Source organism: Gemella haemolysans, from assembly GCF_028308085.1.
Taxonomy (GTDB): domain Bacteria; phylum Bacillota; class Bacilli; order Staphylococcales; family Gemellaceae; genus Gemella; species Gemella haemolysans_D.
Window position 1 is genome coordinate 55,588 of record NZ_JAQMFS010000027.1, and the last position, 17,911, is coordinate 73,498.

At 29.7% G+C, this 17,911-nt stretch carries 16 protein-coding genes; all 16 read right to left on the reverse strand.

Features of this window, described 5'->3' with window-relative positions; genetic code table 11:
* Positions 1-41: 41 nt before the first annotated feature.
* Positions 42-305 carry a type II toxin-antitoxin system RelE family toxin gene (locus PNO30_RS01940; RefSeq protein WP_271986958.1) on the reverse strand — a complete coding sequence of 88 codons (264 nt, stop codon included), beginning with the start codon at positions 303-305 and terminating at the stop codon, positions 42-44.
* The gene (gene relB, locus PNO30_RS01945) at positions 305-529 is read right to left on the reverse strand and encodes a type II toxin-antitoxin system RelB family antitoxin (protein WP_271986959.1); all 225 of its coding nucleotides are present in this window, start codon (positions 527-529) and stop codon (positions 305-307) included. Before relB ends, PNO30_RS01940 begins: the two co-directional genes overlap by 1 nt.
* A 208-nt stretch (positions 530-737) precedes the next feature.
* Positions 738-3,320 carry an ATP-dependent chaperone ClpB gene (gene clpB / locus PNO30_RS01950; RefSeq protein ID WP_271986961.1) on the reverse strand — a complete coding sequence of 861 codons (2,583 nt, stop codon included), beginning with the start codon at positions 3,318-3,320 and terminating at the stop codon, positions 738-740.
* 284 nt (positions 3,321-3,604) lie between these two features.
* Complete coding sequence (locus tag PNO30_RS01955) at positions 3,605-5,116, reverse strand: 3'-5' exonuclease (RefSeq protein ID WP_271986962.1); 1,512 nt, start codon at positions 5,114-5,116, stop codon at positions 3,605-3,607.
* Between the two features lie 29 nt (positions 5,117-5,145).
* A complete protein-coding gene (locus PNO30_RS01960) occupies positions 5,146-5,907 on the reverse strand; it encodes a nitroreductase family protein (RefSeq protein ID WP_271986963.1) in 762 nt (253 codons plus the stop codon).
* Positions 5,908-6,070: 163 nt separating this feature from the next.
* Positions 6,071-6,760 (reverse strand): alpha/beta hydrolase, encoded by a 690-nt coding sequence (locus tag PNO30_RS01965; RefSeq protein ID WP_271986964.1) that lies wholly within the window; start codon positions 6,758-6,760, stop codon positions 6,071-6,073.
* A gap of 421 nt (positions 6,761-7,181) precedes the next feature.
* Positions 7,182-8,330 (reverse strand): mannitol-1-phosphate 5-dehydrogenase, encoded by a 1,149-nt coding sequence (locus PNO30_RS01970; RefSeq protein WP_271986965.1) that lies wholly within the window; start codon positions 8,328-8,330, stop codon positions 7,182-7,184.
* Positions 8,331-8,361: 31 nt separating this feature from the next.
* The gene (locus PNO30_RS01975; RefSeq protein WP_102169677.1) at positions 8,362-8,805 is read right to left on the reverse strand and encodes a PTS sugar transporter subunit IIA; all 444 of its coding nucleotides are present in this window, start codon (positions 8,803-8,805) and stop codon (positions 8,362-8,364) included.
* Positions 8,806-9,039: 234 nt separating this feature from the next.
* Positions 9,040-11,022, reverse strand: coding sequence for a BglG family transcription antiterminator (locus PNO30_RS01980; RefSeq protein ID WP_271986966.1), 1,983 nt, complete (start codon positions 11,020-11,022; stop codon positions 9,040-9,042).
* 140 nt (positions 11,023-11,162) lie between these two features.
* Positions 11,163-12,596: a PTS mannitol transporter subunit IICB gene (locus tag PNO30_RS01985; protein ID WP_271986967.1), complete on the reverse strand. Its 1,434-nt coding sequence runs from the start codon at positions 12,594-12,596 to the stop codon at positions 11,163-11,165.
* Positions 12,597-13,102: 506 nt separating this feature from the next.
* Positions 13,103-13,321 (reverse strand): hypothetical protein, encoded by a 219-nt coding sequence (locus tag PNO30_RS01990; RefSeq protein WP_271986969.1) that lies wholly within the window; start codon positions 13,319-13,321, stop codon positions 13,103-13,105.
* 85 nt (positions 13,322-13,406) lie between these two features.
* On the reverse strand, positions 13,407-13,724 hold the full coding sequence (locus tag PNO30_RS01995) for a hypothetical protein (protein WP_271986970.1): 318 nt from the start codon (positions 13,722-13,724) through the stop codon (positions 13,407-13,409).
* 21 nt (positions 13,725-13,745) lie between these two features.
* Positions 13,746-13,997: a hypothetical protein gene (locus PNO30_RS02000; protein ID WP_271986971.1), complete on the reverse strand. Its 252-nt coding sequence runs from the start codon at positions 13,995-13,997 to the stop codon at positions 13,746-13,748.
* Between the two features lie 414 nt (positions 13,998-14,411).
* The gene (locus PNO30_RS02005) at positions 14,412-15,362 is read right to left on the reverse strand and encodes a hypothetical protein (RefSeq protein ID WP_271986972.1); all 951 of its coding nucleotides are present in this window, start codon (positions 15,360-15,362) and stop codon (positions 14,412-14,414) included.
* Between the two features lie 121 nt (positions 15,363-15,483).
* Positions 15,484-16,959: a DUF5677 domain-containing protein gene (locus PNO30_RS02010; RefSeq protein WP_271986973.1), complete on the reverse strand. Its 1,476-nt coding sequence runs from the start codon at positions 16,957-16,959 to the stop codon at positions 15,484-15,486.
* A gap of 413 nt (positions 16,960-17,372) precedes the next feature.
* Positions 17,373-17,867 (reverse strand): hypothetical protein, encoded by a 495-nt coding sequence (locus PNO30_RS02015; protein ID WP_271986974.1) that lies wholly within the window; start codon positions 17,865-17,867, stop codon positions 17,373-17,375.
* Between the last annotated feature and the right edge of the window lie 44 nt (positions 17,868-17,911).

The window sequence follows — 17,911 nt, forward strand, 5'->3', positions numbered from 1 at the left end:
ATTCCTCCTACAACTTAACTATTATTTTTGAAAAATCAGCTTTAATTATAAACTTCTCTTCGATGTTTAAAATTAATAGCAATTATAATAAGTCTATCATCTTCTATTCTTGTTATTAAACGATAATCCCCTATTCTGTATCGCCAATAACCTTTTTTATTACCAACCAGAGCTTTTCCCTTACTTCGCGGATCATCAGTATTACTCAAATTTTTTTCAATCCAATTAAATAAAATCTTTAAAGTTTGTTTATCTAATTTTTTTAAATTTTTTTTTATCGCTTCATCAAAAACAATTTTATACATTATAAATCAAACTCTTTCTTTAAATCATCAAACTCTATTAAAGTTATCTCACCTTTCTCCTCACGACTTTCGAAATCTTTTATAAGTTGTAGATCATACTCATCCTCAATCTTCTCAAGTGCAAGTTGCTTAATAGTAGTAGATAGTTTACCACCGTATAAGCCAGAAATAGAATTAAAAATCTGTTCTTCCTCTTTATTCAATCTTAATGTTAAAGTAGTCATTTTTCTCACCCTCTTAATGTGTTACTTTTGTAATACAATTATACACCTAAATTCTACTTTAAGCAATAATAACTCCCTAATATTTATACAAAAAATGACCCCAGGATTTCTCCTGAGGTCTATAGTTATTTGGAATCAGCTCAAAAATTGCGATTTCAGATAAATCGAATTTATTGAGTCGCCTTCTTTATGGGGCTAAATCAATATATTATTTAATATCAATTTTCAATTCATCATCTACATAATCTAAGTGGATTTCCATTCCATCTTCTATACCATGGCGGATTAATTCAACTGAAAGTTTGTTTTCGATTTGACTTTGGATGAATCGTTTAAGTGGACGAGCACCGAATTTCATATCAAATCCAGCAGTCGCAACCCAACTAGAAATATTATCAGTATATGTTAAAATAATATTTCTATTAGCGATACGTGCAACAAGTTCATTAAGAAGTTTATTAGCGATCCCTTTAATATTATCTTGTGTTAATGGTTTGAAGATAATAATATCATCCATACGGTTAAGGATTTCTGGTTTGAAGTATCCGTAAAGTTGGTTAGTAACATTTTTACGAGTTTCTTCAGAAATTACACCGTCTTTAACTTCTTCTAATAGTTCTAATGAACCAATGTTAGAAGTCATGATAATTATTGTGTTTTTGAAATCTACTACTACACCTTTAGAGTCAGTAAGTGTACCTTCATCAAGAAGTTGAAGTAAGATATTGAACACATCTGGATGAGCTTTTTCAATTTCGTCCATTAAGATAATGCTGTAAGGATTACGTCTTACACTTTCAGTAAGTTGACCACCTTCTTCATAACCGATGTATCCTGGAGGGGCACCGATTAAACGGCTAACTGAGTGTTTTTCCATGTATTCACTCATATCGATACGCACGATGTTACGTTCATCATCGAATAAGTTAAGAGCTAATGCTTTAGCAAGTTCAGTTTTACCTACCCCAGTAGGACCTAAGAATAGGAAGCTACCGATTGGTCTATTAGGATCAGCGATACCAGCACGAGAACGTAAGATTGCATTAGTTACACTCTCTACAGCTTCATCTTGACCAATTACTTTTTCATGAATAGTATCAGCAAGATGTAATAATTTTTCTTTTTCAGTTTCAACTAAACGAGTTACAGGAATACCAGTCATTTGACTTACGATAAATCCAATCTCATCTTCAGTAACTTCTTGTTTTAGAAGTTTGTACTCTTCGTGTTTAGATTTTTCTTCTAATTCTTCTAACTCTTGAGTTAATTTTGGTAAAGTAGAATATTGTAATTCAGAAGCTTTTTCTAAGTCATAGCTATTTTGAGCTTGTTCTAATTCTAATTTAACTCTATCAATTTTTTCACGAAGATTTTTAACAGCTGATAATTTTTCTTTTTCACTATCAACTTGTAATTGAAGTTTATTTTGTTCTTCTTTTAGATTAGCTAACTCTTCTTTTAAGTTTTCTAAACGTCTTTTAGATACATCATCATCTTCACCACTTAGGGCTTTTTCTTCTATTTCAAGTTGCATAACTTTACGATTGATTGTATCTAATTCAGCTGGATTAGAAGAGTTCTCAGTTTTAATAGTTGCACAAGCTTGGTCGATTAAATCGATAGCTTTGTCCGGTAAGAATCTATCGGTAATATATCTGTTAGATAATTCTGCAGCTTCTACAATAGCACGGTCAGAGATTTTCACACCGTGATAAACTTCGAATCTTTCTTTAAGACCACGTAGTATTGAGATTGTGTCTTCTACTGTTGGTTCTTTAACAAGAACTTTTTGGAAACGACGTTCTAATGCAGAGTCTTTTTCGATATATTGACGATATTCATTAAGAGTTGTAGCACCGATACAGTGAAGTTCACCACGAGCAAGCATTGGTTTTAAGATATTACCAGCATCCATAGCTCCATCAGTTTTACCAGCACCAACAAGCATGTGAATTTCATCGATGAATAGAATGATTTTTCCTTCTTGTTCTTTAACTTCTTTTAATACAGCTTTTAGTCGTTCTTCAAACTCACCACGATATTTAGCTCCTGCGACTAAACTAGTAAGGTCAAGTTCGAATACAGTTTTGTCTTTAAGACTTTCAGGTACATCACCACGCACAATACGTTGAGCCAGCGCCTCAACAATCGCAGTTTTACCTACCCCAGGTTCCCCTATCAACACTGGATTATTTTTTGTTTTTCTTGATAAAATTCTAATTACATTTCTTATTTCTTCATCACGTCCTATCACAGGATCAATTTTACCACTACGTGCAGCTTCTACAAGATCACGACCATATTTCTCAAGAACTTCGTAGTTGTTTTCTGGATTTTCGTTCATAACTTTTTTACCTCCTCTGATATTATCGATAACAGCTACTAAATCTTTTAACGTAGTTACCTTATCGATATATTTTTTTACTATACTATTTTTCAAATAACTCGCTAGAACGATATGTTCACACGAAATAAATTTATCTTCATATTTCTCTTTATATTTATTAGCTTCTATTAATAAAGCATTCAAATCATTACTTAAGTAACTAGCATAATTGATATTATCTCCTTCTACACTATTTACCTTCGCAATCTCATTATCTAACTCATGAGTTAAATTCACCTTATCAACATTTACTCTTCCTAATATATCACTATATAAATTACTACCAGTAAGTGCCGCTTTTAAGAACATCTCACTCGTAATACTTTGACTTTTTTTATCTGTTGCAAACTCGGAAGATTTCGCTAAGATTTCTTTCACACTATTAGTAAAACTATTAATATCCATTGTAAATCTCCTTTGATTAAATTATTAGATCAAAAGGTATTTTAATTCGGTGACCAGTATCTCCAATGATAGAAACAGGAGATACAATCTTTAAAAGATACACCTAAACATTCAATAAACTAAAAGTTTTATGGAGTATATTTAAGTTTTATTTTTTTGACCTTCTTTGACCTTAAATAAATTATAGCATGTTTGACCTTTTTTGACAATAGTTTTTTTAAAAAAAATTAAAAAAAGAAAAACATCAGTAATATCATAGTATTACCAATGTTTCACGTTAGATTTTATTTCTTAGAGTTTTGTTTTTTATATAGTAATTCAATAGCTTTATTCAATCTTCCTTCTAATGAATCCCTATGTCTTTCATCTCTTTCTATACCTTCTTGTAGAATAAGTATTTCATTTTCGTAGTCTTTAATTTTTCTATACGCCATAGCATAAGAGCGATATAATGCAGGTGCACTATAACCTTTTTCCCTTGCTATATCAAATAATTTTATAGACTCTTTTATATTTCCTGCTTTTCTTTCATCTTCACCTTCTAGATAAAACGGAAATCCTTCATCAAATCCTCTATCCCAATCATCAATATTCTCTATTTCATTTAATGGAATTCTTTCAGATTTTTTCGTTAATACTACTTGATCAATTTTAATCTTTTCTTTTGTTTTAACCTCAACAGTATCATCAATTTCTTTTGCTTCAAGAAGTAATTCATTCATTTCCGCTTCATCAATACTTGTTGAGTTAACTAAATATTCCTCAAAATCATCATCCAAGCCATACTCTAAAATACTATTCCATCTCTCTATTCCTTCATTATAAGAATCAAAAATATAAGCAGACAATCTATCTAATAACATAGAATTCGAAAAGAATATTCTAGCATAATTAATTCCACCTTCTGTTTCAGTGCAATCTTCATTAACATACTTATTGAAATCTATTCTACTCTTATCACATATAATATATTTACCTTTTTTTTGAATTTTAAATCTTAAGAAATTTACACCATTAACTCTAATATCAACATACTTTGAACTATTCCTAAAAAATGAAATAGTTCCAATGTCTACTCCTCTACTTTTTAGAAAATATAGAATGTGTGCACAAACTTGTAAGTCTTCATCTGTTGGTATATTTTTCTTTTTTCTATAGTTTATTGGACCATCTTTACGTTTTAATCTATATAATTCAATCAAACTTATAAATATTTCACCACATGCCATTGCATCGGTAAGAGCTCTATGTGACTTTTCATTACTTATGTTGAAATATTCTTCCAAAGTACTTTGCTTATAATTTTTTATATCTTCTATATATAATTTTGCTAACTGTAAAGTATCCATATACTTCAATCTTAAACTAATTTGACTTCTATTAAAAGCATATTCTAGAAACCCAAAATCAAAATTAGCATTGTGCGCACAAAAAATTATTCCTCTACTAGCAGGAATCTTAACAAAATCATAAAAAGATTTAATAACTTCATACTCACACAGTTCATTTTTTACCATTTCATTAGTAATACCATTTATACTAGTAATTTTTGCAGAAATTGGAATTTTAGGATTTATAAACATGTTAAACTTATTAATTATCTTTCCGTCTTTAAAATGAGCAGCACCAATTTCCAATATTCTATCTTCATATGAACTTAATCCTGTAGTTTCTAAATCCACAGCAATAAATTCATTTATATCACTAATATCTTCAGTTGATGTAATTTTTCTAAAATCAACAACTATGTTTTCAGGTTGTTTAATAAATCTTTTAAAGAATTTAAATATGTTCATTTACATACTTTCCTTTATAATTAACCTTATTATTCCTTCTCACTTACAAAACCATTTTTTTCTAATAGTTCTTTAGTTACTTTTTCTATTCCTGAAGGTTGTGCATAGAAATCAGCGAATTTCTTAGTCCATGTTTTTGTCTCACGTGCTTCAGCGAAGTCTACCATAGTTTGACGGTATTCTTTTAATACTTCAACATTTGATTTAGGAAATTCATTGTATCCTACATTAGCCGCTTCTGGTAATCTAGGTTTAACTTTCTCCGTAGATAACTCTTCATCTTTCACACCGATACTTAGACCACATAGGAACAGAGCATTTTCTGGAATATTTAGTAATTCAGAAATCTTATCACCAAAACCTCTTACTCCACCACAATAAACAATTCCGTATCCTAAAGACTCAGCAGCTAAAGCAGCATTTTGCATCGCAATACCAACATCTAAAGTACCGATAAGTAGTGGCTCATGTTGATTAGTAATATCAAACTCTCCACCTTCAATATCAAACGCTAATTTAATATTAGTATAATCTAAACAATATAGTAAGAACGCAGCAGAGTTTTCAATATGAGCAGCATTACCAGGGGCTTTATCACGAATTAAATCAGCAATTTGTTGTTTAGTTTCACCTGTTGTTACAATAATACTATAGTGTTGACCATTCATCCAGCTAGATCCTTGTTTAGAACTAGCGATAATTTGCTCAAGATGTTCTTTAGGTAGTTCTTTTCCTTTTACAAAACTACGAGTCGTACGATGATCTAACATCGTTTTAATAACTTCATTCATATGTTACCTCCGAAAATTTCTAGTAATAGTAACTTAATTATAACGTGAAAAAGAATAGAATGAAAGGAAATAGGCTTTTAAAAAGTCTGTCTACTCACTTACAATCTATTCTATCTTTTACTGAAACTCTCTTTTCTATTTTAAAGTTAATTAATATTTCTAATTAAACATTTTCAATACACCAAGTAAATGCTTTAGCTACACGTATATCTGAATTACTAAAATGTCCACCTTTATTCCATTCTAATATTGTATTCATATTATCATTTTTTAATAGTTCTTCTTGTTTTCTAATATTATCTCCAACAGCAGACATTACTTTATTTTTTGTCTTCTCTTCACTGTCACCTAAACTTAGGTAAATAGTGTTACTTAATGGCGTATTATTATTCATAAATTCTCCCCAGCCATTAAACCAAACAGAAGGAGAAGCTGCAGCAATACCTGAAAATGTATTTGACTTATACGCACTCCAAAGACTGAACAAACCTGCCAAAGAATAACCACCTAGAATAAATTTAATTTCAACACCTAGATTATATTTTTCTTTAACCGTTGGTATTAACTTACTTTCAATAAATTCTAAAGTGTCTTTAGCACCTGAACCAAAAGATTTATTTCCAAATGCCGGAGGGGCTTCCCAAGGAGAAAGTTCATTATTCCAATCCTCTATTTTAAAAGCAATAAGCGAGAATAGTTCGTCTGTATTTTTTAGAATTTCTTCTACTTCGTTATCCAATACTTTTATATCATGTTCATCAACAGGTTGAATCAATAAGTATTTTGCAGTATCAGTTATATATCCAATACACTTTTTACTATCTATTACAAAATTCTCTTTTCTAACTTTCATTAATTTCTCTCCTGCAACATTTCTTTATACATATATAATATAATCCTCTTCATTTCTCTTTAAACATCGTCTTCTAACTATATTTAATAGTTTTCTAGTATTCCATTAATACTGGATACTTCATAAGAATTCCTATTAATTCTTAACAAAGCTTATTCTCATTTCTCTATCATTACAAAATTTTCATTTTATAATATATTATTAACTCATGCTACAATGATACCATTTTTAGTAGTAATGTCAATAGCTACACCTAGAATATTACTCAAATTTCGCAAACATAGCAAAAGCCTTTGGAATCGGCTATTCCAAAGACTTTTAATTATTATTTTATATATAAATTGCTAATAATACATACTATTTCATTCTTATGTATACACGTCATGTCATAATTTTTACAGTTAGATACTAATATGTATTATTAAACTAATTTTTCGTAACCTTCCTTAATTTTATTTAATAAGACTGTGTCCGTCAATTCTGTTACTTCACTTAAAACTTCGATAACACCTTTTTCTTTAATTAGTTGTTCAAGTTTTACAGATTGTTCATCTTCTTCAGATTTAAATGTAAGAATATATGAACAAGCTTTTAGTAAAGCACTGTTTGATAATCCTAGTTCTTCTGTTTCTCTAATAGGTTTAATAAATCTTTCATTATAACCTAATTTTCTTATAGGAGTACGACAGATTCTAGAAACATTATCTACGATACGTGGATTTTCGAAGCGTTTTATAGTTTTATTTCTATAAGCTTCCATCTCAGCTTTATCAAATCCCCATTTTTTCTCAAGTAATGCACTAGTTTCTTCTAATACAGCGATGAAATCTTTTCTTACGTCAGCATGTTTAGCGCCATCTGAAACTAATTCAATACCTAAGTAATTCGCTATATAACTTAGCGCCGCATGTCCTGTATTTACCGTAAATAATTTTCTTTCGATAAACGGATTAAGATCTTCTACGTAGTGTACTTGTTCAATATTTCTATTACTTTCTACTTTAATTTTATCCGCTTCTATTACCCATTCACAGAATTTCTCTACTTCAACTAGGAGAACATCATCATGTTTTTGAGCTGGTACGATTCTATCTACTGCTGAATTTGGGAAACCTACATATTTATTAACAAACTCTTGTTCTTGTTCTGAAAGATGTTTGAACACTTCTGTTTTTAAAAATTCAGATCCAGAAATCATATTTTCACAAGCGATAATATCTAATAATTTAGTATTATTATTCGCAACTTTTAATTTTAATCCTTCTGCAATATCTTTTGCTATGATAGGTAGAACATTCGGACCTATAGAAGTAGTAATTAATTCTACCTCACCTATAGCTGTATAAAGTTGCTCTTTTTCTTCAGCAATGTTCAAAGCATCAAAATTATTTAGTTCAACTTCTTCAATATTTTCGTCTAATATTCTAATAGTGTATGTATCTCGACGTTTTAAATCATTAACCACATCTTTATTAATATCTACAAAAGTAATGTGATACCCAGATTTATTTAATAATTCTCCTATGAATCCACGTCCGATATTTCCTGCACCAAAATGTAAATTTTTCATTATAATACCTTCTTACTAATTTTTTATTTTATTATTCAACTTCTGATAATAAAGTAATAACTTCCTCTTCAGTAGCTGCGTTTACTAATTTTATAACATTTTCTTGTTCTGAACAGAAGATTGCTATTTTTGATAATAGTTCTAAGTGCTCCCCGTCTTTACCAGCTATACCGAAAACTATGAACACCATCTTATCTTCTGTATCTTCAGGTTTAGCAAATGAAACTCCTCCTGGAATTTGAATTATAGAAATCCCTGTACTTTTAATTGATTTTTTAGCTTCATCTGTTCCGTGAGGGATCGCAATAAAGTTCCCCATATACGTTGATACGATTTCTTCTCTTTCTAACATCGCAGGAATATAATCACTATCTACATATCCATTTTCTACTAAGATTTCCCCTGCTTTTCTAATAGCTTCTTCTTTATTGCTAATTTCTTGTCCTAATCTAATATCTTTTTTTGTTAAATTCATCTTCATTTCTCCTTCAAGTTTTCTTGTTCTATTTCTTATAAGTTAATTATACCTTTAGTTATCCTCCTCAACAATATCAAAGTCGGCGAAGCACTTTTTGCCAAAATAGAGTTATAAAAAATGACAAAATATAAATTAATCATTTAACCACTTTAGTATACAGCTATATATCACCTTCCTTAGCAACAAAATAGCGACCTGAAATTAACTTCCAAGTCGCTATAATAACTAAAATTATAACTGTAAAATATAATTTTTCAATATTAATTCTATCTTTGTAAAAATAAAATCTTTATTCTGACTAGATAGAGCTTTAGTAAATACCTCATCATCTAATATCGCAATACTAATCTGACTAAGTAAGTCGGTAAATTCTTGTTGATTCTGACTGACCATCACTATAAAATTATCAACATTCTGATCACTACCCACTGAATCCTTCATAACAATACGATCATTTAACGAACTAATAATAACAAATGGTTCTTCGATATCATTATTTAGAGTATGGAAAAGAGCTATATTAGTATTAGGAATAACTACAGAACTCTTATTATGTCTTTCTAATAAACTATTAAAGATTTCATCTTTGTTAGTTATATTCAATACTGAATTTGTCAGTATATCATCTAATATCACTTCATAATCATCTAATTTTTTAGTTTCAACATACTCAATATTTTTCAAAATAATTCTACATGCACTGCTAAGTTTATCAATATTGACAATGTTTTCTCTTTTAACAGTATTATTTCTTTTAAAACTCCTACTAGATAATATTTTTTCGCGAATTAAGTTTATATCTTTTTCTTTTAATATAGTCGGAATTAATAAGTAATCGACATCTTGTTCTAGTTCGATTGAAGATATAACTACATCATAGTTATTAACTAAAGATTTAGTGACTTTACTAGGGATTGTATATTCTAGATTTTTTATCTCTGGAATATTCTTTCTGATCTGACTACCTAATATTTTAGAGCTTCCAATACCACTAGCACATATTACTAGAGCACGAATAAAATTCTTTCTATAAATTTGTTCATAACTAGAAGCAAAATGTATAACAATATAACTTAACTCCGTAGAATTAAACATTATTTCATCAAAAACAACTAACAGTTCTGATTTAATTACAAGATATAGCTCATTGTAATTTTTCAATACAAAATCTTGTAATTCATCATTCTCCTCAGTTAAATTCATCTGATGTCTTTTTATCGCCGATTCAACATGTGCGATAAGACCGCTAGAAAGATTTGTATCTTGCATGAAGTCCACATTCATTTTTTCAGAAACATATTTTATCAATAGGCTTATCTTATATACTAGAGTATATGAATACTTATCATTTAAATATGAAAGTTGTTCGATTAAACGACATGTTTTTAATATTTTGACAAGAAATTGAATTATATCATCTGTAATATCGAAGTCAATTATATCTTTAGAAGCAGTTAGTAGTGATTTTATACTATCATATTCTTGTTTCGTAATATTTTCTTTAATGTCAGTTGGATAAGACATTCGAAGAAAAACTACATTTAAACTTATAAGGATCTTCTTTATACTAGAATCAGTATATATTTTAAACACATCAAGATATTTATTTTGATAAAATACCTTTTTTAAAAAATCAAAGTTCAAGAATTTTGTGAATGGATTACTTGATAAAATACTACGGTCATTTAGTCTAGTAAAAAATTCCTCATCACTAATTTCGTTACATAATAATGAAATTAGCAGTACTCTACGATCTACCTCACTACCTTCTATTTCAATACCATGACCTTTTTTTCTAATTAATGTCAGTTTATAATCAGATAGAATCTTTTCGATAGTTCCTATTGCAGTCGCAACAGTATTATAACTTAACATCAGTTTCTCAGAGATATCTTTAATCGAAGTATCTTCACTTAAAATTAAAAAGCATAATATTAAATTCAGTCTAGTTTCTGTTGAATATGCATAATCTTCAAAACTAGCCTCAAATAGTGAAGAATCTAACTCAGATAAATCACCTTTTAGTAAATATTTAGACTTTTCTTTCGTTAAATCTATTCCAAGTTGATTTAATGAACTCTCTAAGTTTTTAATCTCTCTATAAAGTGTTCTTTCTTTTATTTTTGTAGCCTTAGCTATCTCTTTTATACTAAGTGCTTCATCAGTATTTTTCAACAAAACTTGTAATATTAGTTTTTCACGTTCGTTAAACATATGACCTCCATTCAAAAAATATACAAAACATTCTTTCATAATAAAAATATGACTTCCTCTTAGTAATGCATAGCGCCTTATCTAAGAAGAAGTCATAAACACTACCGTCTCTATTTACAAAATATTATATAGTTATTTTTCTATTTTTGCAAATTCTCAACGATTTCATCGTATTTTGGACTGTTTAGGAAATTATCTACAGATACGTGTAGAGCTTTTCCATTCATTTGTTTCGCTCTTGGCGTTAATTCGTTTTGAGTTACGATTAATAATCCACTTTCTTCATTTAGATTTCTAATCGCTACATTTGTTACTTCATAATCAAGTCCAGCTTTTTTCACTTTGTTACGTAGGATAGAAGCACCCATTGCTGAGCTTCCCATTCCTGCATCACAAGCGAAGATGATTCTTTTAACATCAGCATAAGAAGTTTCACTTGCAGTATCAACTGCTACGTCTTGTCCTTTTGATTCAGCTTTCATGTTGCTAACTTTGCTTTGAGCTGATTCTAAATCTCCTTCACCTTTATCACGTTTTAAGATGATACTTGCGATTACGAATGTTACTAAAGTAGATACTACTACCCCAGCTACTACAGCAAAGTAACTTCCAGTTGCTGTTTGAGCAAGTACTGCTAAAATACTACCTGGTGAAGCTGGAGCACGTAGACCTGCACCTAATAATTGGAATGTTGCTGTACCACTTACTCCACCTGCCATTGCTGCGAAGATTAATGCAGGTTTCATTAAGATGTATGGGAAGTAGATTTCGTGGATACCACCGATGAAGTGGATGATTGCTGCTCCTGGAGCAGAAGCTTTAGCAGAACCTTTTCCAAAGAACATGTAAGCTAATAAGATACCTAATCCAACACCTGGGTTAGCTTCTAATAAGTATAAAACTGATTTACCAGTATTTAATGCTTGTTCAGTTGCGATTGGTGTTAATATACCGTGGTTAATCGCATTGTTTAAGAATAAGATTTTTGCTGGTTCGATAAACACGTTAGCAAGTGGTAATAAATGCGCATTAATGATCACATCTACACCAGCACTAAGTGCATTTGTAATAACTTTAACAATAGGTCCAATTCCAAAGAATCCTAAAATAGCTAAGATAAATCCAAGAATACCAGCTGAGAAGTTGTTTACTAACATCTCTAATCCAGTTTTAATTTTTGGTTGAACTGCTTTGTCAAATTTTTTCATTAGGTGAGCTGCGATAGGTCCCATAACCATAGCTCCTAGGAACATTGGTGTTCCACCTAAACCTTTTTCTGTAATTGTCACTGTTCCAACAATAACACCCATAGTAGCAATCGCCGCTACCACTCCTCCACGTTCATCATGAACGTTTTTACCAGCCGAATAAGAAATTAATAGTGGTAATAGGAAGAATATCATCGGTGCAACTAATGCTGCAAGTTTTGCGTTTGGCATCCATCCTGTAGGTATAAATAATGCAGTAATTAATCCCCAAGCTATGAATGCACCAATGTTAGGCATTACCATACTTGAAAGAGCAGTACCGACTTTTTGAACTAAAACTTTTAAACTACTTTTATTTTCGCTCATAAGTATAAATCTCCTTTTTTTTACTTTTATCTTATGAACTCATTATACATTCTGCCTAGTCAACGAACAATATCAAAGTAGGCAAAATGAATTTTGCCAAATTGAAAACGTAACACAAATACTTTAATACCAGTATTTTAAGAAATAATCTCTGCTTGGTAAAAATATTAAAAATAGTTTAAGTTTATGGTTGACAATGGAAGAAAAGAAAATAATTTCATAAAAAAATTCGGACTGATATCGTATCAATCCGAATAAAATTTATTTTACTGAAAATTCTTGGCTACCTAGTTCTATACGATCCACACCTTTATATGCTGTTAGTTTAACTGGTGTAGTTAAGTCTGTAAGTTCATAAGCTACAGCTCCAGAAACTGTTCCACCTTTTTTTATAAAAAATCTTACCTTGTCATTAAATTAAGTAGTGATTCATAGTTATCTACTACATCATATACTACTTCATTATTACTTATTGCTTTAAAGTGTTTTTTAGCACAATAAATTTTTTATTGTTCAATAGTACGTAATTCTAGTGAATCCATACTTCCTTTTGTTTCAGCTATAAAATAAACATGTTTAACGGAACCTTCATTGAAAGCTATAGCCCAGTCTGGATTATATTTCCCAACTGGTGTTGAAATATAAAAACTATTTGGCAATTTAACATAAACAGCAACACTATTATTTATATCTAAATCACTAGCAAACCTTTTTTCATTTGTCATAAACAATATGGTCATATAAATGTTTTTTTAGTTTTCATTGCATTCACATCTAGTTTACCTTTGATTGTAGCATCTGCGAAAATACTCACATCATATTCTTCTTCCATAACATTGTATGTAATAGCTCAATAACAGCAGTTGCCTTCTCCGAGTTTATAATTGATATGGCTTTTAGTATGAATTCTTCTGGATTAAACTTGAATTGTTCAAATACATAAGGTTTTATGCCTTGTAGTATACGAACAACTGCTTTCCTAGTTAAATCCGTACCCTCTACAATTTTTCCTATTAAATCATACTTTACATTAAATCCTACGATTGAATGATCTGTGTAATTATTTGCTTCTTCTCTAACTAATGATTTACCAGCTAATAATTCTTCTTTAGACTTAATTTTATTCATCACTCCACTTTCAACTTTAAATTATAGTTTAGTAATTACTAAATTTTGGTCTAAAGCATTAATAGCTTTTTCTATAAGTTCTTCTGTGTCGAAGTCAACTACATAAATAGATTTAGAATTAGTTTTCTTACACAATTCTTTAAATTCTTTCATAGCTAACTTATTCTCATCCAACTTAAGTTCAACATTATTTTGTCTAGCATCTTCAATTGTAAATAATTTGTTGTCATAAACTGAATCTAGAATAGAAACAATTTCATTCACATACGGCATTAACTCATCATCAAATTCAGCTATACCTGTAGCAACTATAGCATCATTTTTCTTATCATATAAACATATCCGTAGCTCTTCATAATAAACTGGTTTCTTTTTATAAGATTCTAATTTACTAACTGTTAATACCTCATCCTCATGGCATGAATTTATGTAATTTACAAAATCTTCAGTGATAGATTTAGCAAATATAAATTTATCAGAAATAATCTGTTTTTCTACATCATCTAGATAATGAACTTACTTAAAATAGACTTCATCAGTATATGTTTCAAGTAAAATCTGATTAAACTAATTTTCATTAAGAACTTTGATATGAGCAGAAGTTTTAAAGTTACATGTTTTCCAAATTATAAATCAGAGGCATCCGTTGGATTCTCTAAATGTTCTTTTTTCTCCATTTTCACCTCATTAATTGATTTCGCCAGATAAAAAATTATAAAACGCATCTAATTCATCAATAACTAACTGAGTAATTTTGTGCTTAAAGAAGTTTTTCTCATTAATTTTATAATTAGTAAGAGCATTAAACAGCTTATCGTTAAAATTATATATCTTATTTTTTTCAAGAAAATCCTCCAAACAAACACTAGCAAGTTTACTCTTATCACAAAGTTTATAAACAACAAAACCAACACTCATCCTAAAGCGAAGCATTACGACATGTTCAATGTCAAGTATACTTTGAGACATCATGGATATATAATGCAAAGAAACAGGATATCTAATATATGGGATACATTCGTATTCCATGCATGATACAATGATACCTAATGCTTGTTGTATAAATCCAAATACAAGCATAAAAAAGTTATATGAGTCTGACCTATTAGGATCTACCATATATTTTGTATCTATCAAAGCAATCCTAAATCTTTCTTTAAAATCTAACATTACATCATCATCTTCAGAAAACATTACTAATCTTCCAATATCGTCACGAGCGAAATGAATAATATCATCGATACTGTTACATTTTTCAAAATATTCATTCAGACTATAAATGTTATTAAAAAGACTAACAAATACTTGTTCTCCAACTTTCTCAAAAGCTTTTTGGTCATTCGATTGATTAAGCAGTCTCAATGGCAATATAAGAATTTCATTATGAATATTTTCTAGCACCTTTAGATTATCTTCTGCAGTCACACTTATTTGTTTGTATAAAAATTCAGCATCCTTCCCTTTTGACATTTCACTTCGTATTAATGAATATTTACTCAGTGGATCATCTAGAATATGCTTATTCCCCATCAGAAGAAATGGTAAGTGCTCATTATCATCAAAATCCATGAACGTAGCAGCTGTGAAGACATAACTGTTTTTACCTGGTAACCAATTCTTTAGATACAGCTTTACCACTTCTATACGTCGTAGCCAAAACAAATTTATTTCATCTAGTGCTTCTGGAGCATAGGTACTTTTAAATTTTGGTAAAAGTGATACAAGTAAATTCTTATATTCTATTTGAATTAAATGAATTTTATTTAATAATAGGTTTGAGTTCATAGTTTATAACCTCATTTAGTAGCTGTTCTGGTATACCATAAAGTTCATTTAGAAATAATATCGTTTTATTCATAATCATCACGCAATCTGGTAAAACCGTCTTTAGCACTATCTCATCTTCAATATCTGGAACACAATGATATTTATGAGCAGGATTATTACACTTTAAAAGCGATGATTCACGAATTGCCCCCCATAAGCCGTGTTCAAAAGAAGAGTCATAATCATAATATAGACCAAATAGACTCTTCTCATTAACACTTTCAGCCTTAGACCTTATATTTTGTTTATCGAAGTATCTTGTATCCATATTAATAAATTCCTCTCCCTTAAATTCATTAACTAGTGTCTCAATATATTTTTCATCAAAGTGAGATTCTTCCAAGCAGTCACTTTCTCTGCGTCTGGCCAAAACTAACTTGTACAATCCCATACCATATAACTGATAATCACGCCAGATATTTTCATGAAAGGCTTCATTTTTCTTTAGATATTTCATCATAATATAATCTTCTATTAAAACACGTATACAACTTCTTCCAGAGATGGAATTAAATAATTGATGTCTATATATCTCTTTTAAACGCTTATAAGAATATGTTGCTATTCCAAGCAAAACATTCATTTTTTCATCAAGCATATTAGATGCAATAAGCAATTCTGAAAGATAAACAAATACCTCATGTAAACTCTCCATGTATGCTGTTATACTTCTATTTTCCTCTGGAAAATTAATAACAAATATATCACATTCTGTCATTTCACTTACACACCTCCAAAAACCTTTTAAATATTCAGAATCGGTATTTTCAAAAGTTAAAATCATCATTTCTAAAGAACGAACTGTAGATCGAGCCATCCACATTATTTCATCAGTGTGCTTTGATGCTGGATATGATATCAGTAGATTTACTTGTTCTTTCAATAGATGCATTTTCCCCGAAAGTAGATTGAAATATACTGCTACAAATCTTATATCAGTTGCTTCATTAGACTGATGATCCATTATTTCACTCATAGTCTCAACAATTGCTTTACATCTATCTTCAATACCTTGTTTATAACTATAAAAGTATTTAGCAAAAACTGGAGCTTGACTATCTGTAAGAAAAATAGTTAACGGTGAAATTGCATCCTTAACTCCTAAAGAAATAATGTATTCATAGATCTCCTCTTGTATATTCGTATCTAGCTTTAATATTTGTGACAATCTTACTGTGTATAAATCTGGAGCTACGTTATGAATTTTAGAAATGATATAATATGATTTTTTCAATCCTTCTTCTCTACCAAAATATTTCAAAATCAAACCAATCCAAATATACTCAGGCATTCTACCATATGTCCATGATTTTTCATCCTCTAATTCTTGCATCAACGGCAAAGAATTTAATGGTGTTATAAACCTCCCCTTTTCAAAAGTATGTTCAGATAATTTACTATTTCTCATCAATATGCTCTCTCCTTCCTTTCTAATTTTCAAATACTTTAATCAAAGATTATATGCATAATTAACCTAAAAAATACATCGATTCATGTTTTATTTCTCTAGTAGAGGGCTTACCCCCCCGTGTTCGTCGCTACTATTTGCCGCTGTCATAATTAATACACTAGACCTAGGTGGAAAGTCGTATAGTAATATCAACACTTATAAATCATAATTTATCTATTAATTACTTAAAATAATTATTTCTTTCCCTCTAATTTTAGAATCTCTCCTACATTATTTCTATTAATCTTTTTCAATTCAAGCATAATTTAATCCCCATTGATTTTTTAATTTGAATATGATATTTATTTTTATAATTATAAAGTAATTTCGTAATGTTTATATCCTATTTTTTAGCATTTCTACCGAACTTCCTACTTAATAAACTTCGTTATTTTACCTTCTTTTTTGTATGTTTCTACTGCTTTTGCTACTCTCTCGAAGTCACGTCTTAAGCTATAAGAATAGATATCTCTGAATAATCTATATCCTAGTTTTTCATTTACTTCGAATGCTAGTGTGTATAGTTCAAATGTTTCCATTGAATCGAAGTTTTCGTGTGCTTTTACTACATCTACTAATATGTCGTCACAATGTTCGACTAATGCTTTTTCTAGTCTGTCATTTAGAAATTTCGATTTTTCTAGAGTATGTTTATACATTTCTCTTGATGTAGTTGAGAAGTCCGCTACTAAACTTTCTCTATCTAGTTTATCATACAGTTCATATCCTAACTGTTCATTTACATCTTTTGCGATTTCTACTAATCTTTCTTCTGATACTGGCTCTAAACTATATGCTGCGTTATTAACTTCCGATAATGCATTGTAGTTTTCTTCTATCGCTTTTTGTAATAATTCTAATTTCATAAAGATCCTCTCAATAGTATTTTTTTCATTTATTCTTACATAAT

Coding starts and splice junctions, on each gene's coding strand:
- PNO30_RS01960 (WP_271986963.1), bottom strand. CDS start 5,907: ATGAATGAAGTTATTAAAACGATGTTAGATCATCGTACGACTCGTAGT.
- PNO30_RS01985 (WP_271986967.1), bottom strand. CDS start 12,596: ATGAGCGAAAATAAAAGTAGTTTAAAAGTTTTAGTTCAAAAAGTCGGT.
- PNO30_RS02015 (WP_271986974.1), bottom strand. CDS start 17,867: ATGAAATTAGAATTATTACAAAAAGCGATAGAAGAAAACTACAATGCA.
- PNO30_RS01955 (WP_271986962.1), bottom strand. CDS start 5,116: ATGAACATATTTAAATTCTTTAAAAGATTTATTAAACAACCTGAAAAC.
- PNO30_RS01970 (WP_271986965.1), bottom strand. CDS start 8,330: ATGAAAAATTTACATTTTGGTGCAGGAAATATCGGACGTGGATTCATA.
- PNO30_RS01940 (WP_271986958.1), bottom strand. CDS start 305: ATGTATAAAATTGTTTTTGATGAAGCGATAAAAAAAAATTTAAAAAAA.
- relB (WP_271986959.1), bottom strand. CDS start 529: ATGACTACTTTAACATTAAGATTGAATAAAGAGGAAGAACAGATTTTT.
- PNO30_RS01995 (WP_271986970.1), bottom strand. CDS start 13,724: ATGAATAAAATTAAGTCTAAAGAAGAATTATTAGCTGGTAAATCATTA.
- PNO30_RS01975 (WP_102169677.1), bottom strand. CDS start 8,805: ATGAATTTAACAAAAAAAGATATTAGATTAGGACAAGAAATTAGCAAT.
- PNO30_RS01965 (WP_271986964.1), bottom strand. CDS start 6,760: ATGAAAGTTAGAAAAGAGAATTTTGTAATAGATAGTAAAAAGTGTATT.
- PNO30_RS02000 (WP_271986971.1), bottom strand. CDS start 13,997: ATGCCGTATGTGAATGAAATTGTTTCTATTCTAGATTCAGTTTATGAC.
- PNO30_RS02010 (WP_271986973.1), bottom strand. CDS start 16,959: ATGAGAAATAGTAAATTATCTGAACATACTTTTGAAAAGGGGAGGTTT.
- PNO30_RS01980 (WP_271986966.1), bottom strand. CDS start 11,022: ATGTTTAACGAACGTGAAAAACTAATATTACAAGTTTTGTTGAAAAAT.
- clpB (WP_271986961.1), bottom strand. CDS start 3,320: ATGGATATTAATAGTTTTACTAATAGTGTGAAAGAAATCTTAGCGAAA.
- PNO30_RS01990 (WP_271986969.1), bottom strand. CDS start 13,321: ATGACAAATGAAAAAAGGTTTGCTAGTGATTTAGATATAAATAATAGT.